Annotated in this window: 3 protein-coding genes and 1 pseudogene; all 4 read left to right on the plus strand. The window is 63.0% G+C overall.

Features of this window, described 5'->3' with window-relative positions; translation table 11 throughout:
* The first annotated feature begins 56 nt into the window (after positions 1-56).
* Positions 57-1,199: an acyl-CoA dehydrogenase family protein gene (locus C9413_RS28000; protein ID WP_170251208.1), complete on the plus strand. Its 1,143-nt coding sequence runs from the start codon at positions 57-59 to the stop codon at positions 1,197-1,199.
* A 5-nt stretch (positions 1,200-1,204) separates the two neighbouring features.
* Entirely contained in the window at positions 1,205-2,113 is a 909-nt protein-coding gene (locus tag C9413_RS28005) for an amino acid--[acyl-carrier-protein] ligase (protein ID WP_040114279.1), read from the plus strand.
* A 2-nt stretch (positions 2,114-2,115) separates the two neighbouring features.
* Positions 2,116-3,066 (plus strand): DUF1839 family protein, encoded by a 951-nt coding sequence (locus tag C9413_RS28010; protein ID WP_082046667.1) that lies wholly within the window; start codon positions 2,116-2,118, stop codon positions 3,064-3,066.
* A 73-nt stretch (positions 3,067-3,139) separates the two neighbouring features.
* A pseudogene (locus C9413_RS28015) lies at positions 3,140-4,673 on the plus strand (glycoside hydrolase family 2 protein); the annotation flags it as partial.

Consider the following 4,673-nt stretch of genomic DNA (forward strand, 5'->3'; position numbering starts at 1 on the left):
CCTCGAGCGGGGCCGGTGGCGGCACGAGCAACGCCGGGGCGAAGAGCAGGGCGGGGGTGCGCGCCGGCGGCGTCGCGGCATTCGCGGGAAATTTGCCGGAGGAGGCCGGTGCGGAGGCCCTCTTCCGGCGGGAGGCGGGGGATGCGTGGGGCGCCGAAGGGCTGCGGTCGACCAAGATTCCCGCCGATCTGGGCGGGGAGGGTGCGTCGATCACCGAGATCGCCGACCTTTGCTCGATCCTCGGGCAGACCTGTGCGGCCAGCGCCATGGTTTTCGCCATGCACCAGATCAAGCTGTCGAGCCTGGTCGAACACGGCGCCGGCAGCGACTGGCACCGCGATTACATGCGCCATGTCGCTAAAGAACAGCTTCTGTTGGCCTCGGCGACGACGGAAGGCGGGATCGGCGGCAATCTGCGAAACAGCATCTGCGCCATCAAGGTCGTGGACGGCACCTGCTTTCTGGAGAAGGATGCGACCGTGATATCCTATGGCGCCCATGCCGATGCGGTTCTCATCACCTCGCGCAGCCATACCGAGGCCGCCTCGTCCGACCAGGTGCTGACGGTTTTCCTCAAGGGCCAATACAGGCTTGAGCGCACGGTCGAGTGGAACACGCTCGGCATGCGCGGCACCTGCTCCGACGGTTTCCTCTTCAAGGGCGAGGGGCCGGCCGCACAGATCCTGCCGAAGCCATTTGCCGAGATCGCCGCGGAGTCGATGCTGGCAACCTCTCATCTTCTTTGGAGCGGCGTCTGGTACGGCATAGCCGCCGATGCCGTCGCCCGTGCCCAGGCTTTCGTGCGCGCTGCCGCCCGCAAATCGCCCGGCACGCCGCCGCCCGGCGCGCTGCGTCTGGCGGAGGTTTCCTGCCTGCTGCAGATGGTGAAATCCAATGTCCTCGCCGGGCTGAAAATCTACGAAGAGGCGAAGGCCGATGCCGACCGGCTGTCCTCGATGGCCTTTGCCGTCGCCATGAACAACGTCAAGATCGCGTCGTCGGAGATGATCCTGCCGATCATCAACCACGCCATGTTGATCTGCGGCATCATGGGCTACAAGAACGGCACGCCCTATAGCCTCGGCCGCCATCTGCGCGACGCGCATTCCGCTCAATTGATGATCTCGAACGACCGCATTCTCGGCAATACGTCGCCGATGCTGCTCGTCCATAAGCAAGGTACCAGCCTGTTGGGGTAATTGTCATGGATATACAAACATCGTTTCTCGACCGCCTTTTCGAATCCGGTCTTCTGATCGACACCGGCATTGACGGCCTCTATGGCCGCAGCGGTCAGTTCGAAGATGTGATCTCTGCCTTTGAGCGCCTGATCTACGGATTCGGCGGTGCGGATGGCGCCGAAGCAATCCGCTTCCCGCCGGGCATGAATCGCGCCCTCTTTGAGGCGAGCGGCTACATGAAGAGCTTTCCGCAGCTCGCCGGCACCGTGCACAGCTTCTGCGGCAGCGAGTTCGACCACACGAGCCTGCTGAAATGCATGGAAGTCGGCGAAGACTGGACGAAAGACCAGGAGGCGACCGATATCGTGCTGACGCCGGCGGCCTGCTATCCGCTCTACCCGACCGTCGCGAAGCGCGGTCCCTTGCCGGAGAGCGGCGCGCTGTTCGACCTGCAATCCTATTGCTTCCGCCATGAGCCTTCGAAGGACCCGGCCCGCCAGCAGCTGTTCCGCATGCGCGAATATGTCTGCATGGGCACCAAAGGCCACGTCACGGATTTCCGCCAGAGCTGGATGGACCGCGGCCTCGAGATGATGAAGGCCGTCGGCCTCGACGTCGTCATCGATGTCGCCAACGATCCGTTCTTCGGCCGCGCCGGCAAGATGCTCGCCAATAACCAGCGCGACCAGAACCTGAAATTCGAGCTGCTGATCCCGATCACCTCATCCGCCAATCCGACCGCCTGCATGAGCTTCAACTATCATCAGGATGCGTTCGGCGCGAAATGGGGCCTGAATTTCGCTGATGGCAGCGTCGCGCATACGGCCTGCGTCGCCTTCGGTCTCGAGCGCATCGCGCTGGCGCTGTTCCATCATCATGGGCTCAATACCGCGGAATGGCCCCAGAGCGTGCGCAAGGCGCTGTGGGGCTGATCGTGGCTTCCGTCTTCAGGGACCTCGATCCCGCCACCCATATGCCACACGCGCTGCACGCCAGCGAGCGCATGTGGCCGGAAACCAACTGCTATCTCGACCTCTGGATCGAAGTGCTGAACACGCTCAGGCTGCCGGCTGAAGCGATGCTCGCCTTTACGCTGACGCAGGATTTCGAAGGCGATCAGTTTACCTTCTTCAAGGTGCCGCTCGATGATCTCGAAGCGCTCTATGGCATTCGGTGCACGGAACTGGCGATCTACGACAAGGTCGAGCGCCATGTCCTTGAGCAGATTGGCCGCGGCCGGCTCTGCCTGGTCGAAATGGATTCCTTCTACATGCCGGACACGCAGGGCGTCGGCTATCGCCGGGAGCACGGCAAGACGACCGTTGCCATCAACCGGCTCGATATGGCGGGCCGCGAACTCGACTACTTCCACAATGGTGGCTTTTTCCGGCTCTCAGGCGATGACTTCAACGGGCTGTTCGAGCTGCACCTTACGGACGAGGATCTGCCCTTCCTGCCTTATACCGAGTTCGCGAAGTTTCCGGACAGCGCACCAGGTGAGGCTGCCATCCGGCAGACATCCCGCCAGCTTCTGGCCTTCCATTTTCGCCGCCGTCCGGTCGCCAATCCCATCCGCGCCTTCGCGGCGGTTTTTCCGGCGCAGGTTGAAGTCATGGCCGAGCGGCCGTTCGGCTTCTTCCATAAATATGCCTTCAACACGCTGCGCCAGCTCGGGGCCAATTTCGAGCTGGCGGGCAGTCATCTCGATTGGCTGTCGGCGGATTTCGCCGAGGCGGCTTTTGAGGCGCGCCGGATTTCGGAAGTGGCGAAATCGGTGCAGTTTCAGCTTGCCCGAGCCGTGACGCGCAAGAAATTCGAGCCGTTGCAGACGGCGCTTGAGCCGGCCGCGGATGCATGGGATGCCATGATGGCGCTGCTTGAATAATCGCTTTAGTGAAAATGATCTCGTTCAAAAAGTCGCTTGCACTTTTGGGATCATGTTTTGAACCGGAGATCCAATGCAAAAGCGTTTGGCTGATATCAGCGGCAACACGCTGCAGGTCGAAGGGTGGAATCTGGTTCTGACGGATGCAGGCGCCTGCGCCTCGCCTTCGGACCTGTCGCTTTCGGCCGTCATCCCGGCGCCGGTGCCGGGCACTGTGGCGGAAGCGCTGGAAAAGGCCGGGCTCTTCGACCGGGAACATCCGCATCCGTTGAACGACCGCGATGCCTGGTATCTCTGCCGGTTGGTCGATGCCAATGCCGGCAATGCCGTCTTGCGGCTGGAAGGTCTGGCAACGCTCTGCGAAGTCTTCCTGAACGGCCGGAAAATTCTCAAATCCGAGAGCATGTTCGAAACGCATGATCTTGCCGTTCACCTGCATGGCGGCGACGAACTGGCATTGTGCTTCCGGGCGCTGGAGCCGCGCCTTGGAAAACCCGGCCCGCGCGCCCGCTGGCGGCCACAGATGATCACGCCGCAGGGATTGCGGCTGGCGCGCACAACGCTGCTTGGCCATATGCCTGGCTGGTGCCCGGAAATACAGGCGGTCGGACCCTGGCGGCCGGTGTCGCTGCTGCATCCGCATGAGCCCATCGTTCGCGACCTTTCGTTGCGGCCTGATCTGCTGGAGGATGGAGAGGGACGGCTTTATGCCTCGCTTTCGATCGAAGGGTATGTCAGCGAGGTTACCCTTCGCTGCGGCGATATCGAGCAGGCCTTCGAGCGGGACAGCCACGGCCGCTGCACGGCGATTCTTAAGATCCCTGGCGTGACGCCATGGTGGCCGCACACGCATGGAATACCGCATCTCCATGAGGTCACGCTGATCATCGATGACGTCGAGCATCCGCTCGGACGCACCGGCTTTCGCCGGCTGGCAATCGATCGCGGCGCCGATGGCCGGGATTTCGGCCTCCTGGTCAACGGCGAACGCATCTTCTGCCGTGGCGCGGTCTGGACCACGGCCGATATCGTGCGGCTGCCCGGCGGCCGCGACGATTATGAGCCGTGGCTGCGACTGGCGGCGGAGGCCGACATGAACATGGTTCGCATCGGCGGCACCATGGCCTATGAGACGCCGGATTTCTTTCGCCTCTGCGACGAGTTCGGCCTGCTGGTCTGGCAGGATTTCATGTTCGCCAATTTCGACTATCCGAAAGGCGATAAGGCTTGGAACGCCCATGTCGAGGCGGAAGTGGCGCAGTTTCTTTCCACCACGCGGCTGTCGCCATCACTCGCCGTCGCTTGCGGCGGCAGCGAAATCCATCAGCAGGCTGCGATGCTCGGCCTGCCGGAGCGATTGTGGGCGAGCCCGATCGTGGAGGAGATCATACCGGCGGGTGCCCGATCGGTTCGGCCGGGGGTCCCCCCTGTAGTCACATCGCCCCCCCGCGGCGCCCCGCCGGTTTTTTCGCATCAAGGGGGGGCGCCTTTTTACGGGCTCGGGGCCCTCATGTGTCACCTCGCGGACTCCCACCCCGCCGGCGACCGCCTTTTGCCGTCGCGATTGGGGTGTGCGCGTGCACCCCAGACCCCGGGGCTGGCCCGGG

It is taken from the genome of Rhizobium sp. SEMIA 4085, assembly GCF_013004495.1.
In the GTDB taxonomy this organism is placed as follows: domain Bacteria; phylum Pseudomonadota; class Alphaproteobacteria; order Rhizobiales; family Rhizobiaceae; genus Rhizobium; species Rhizobium gallicum.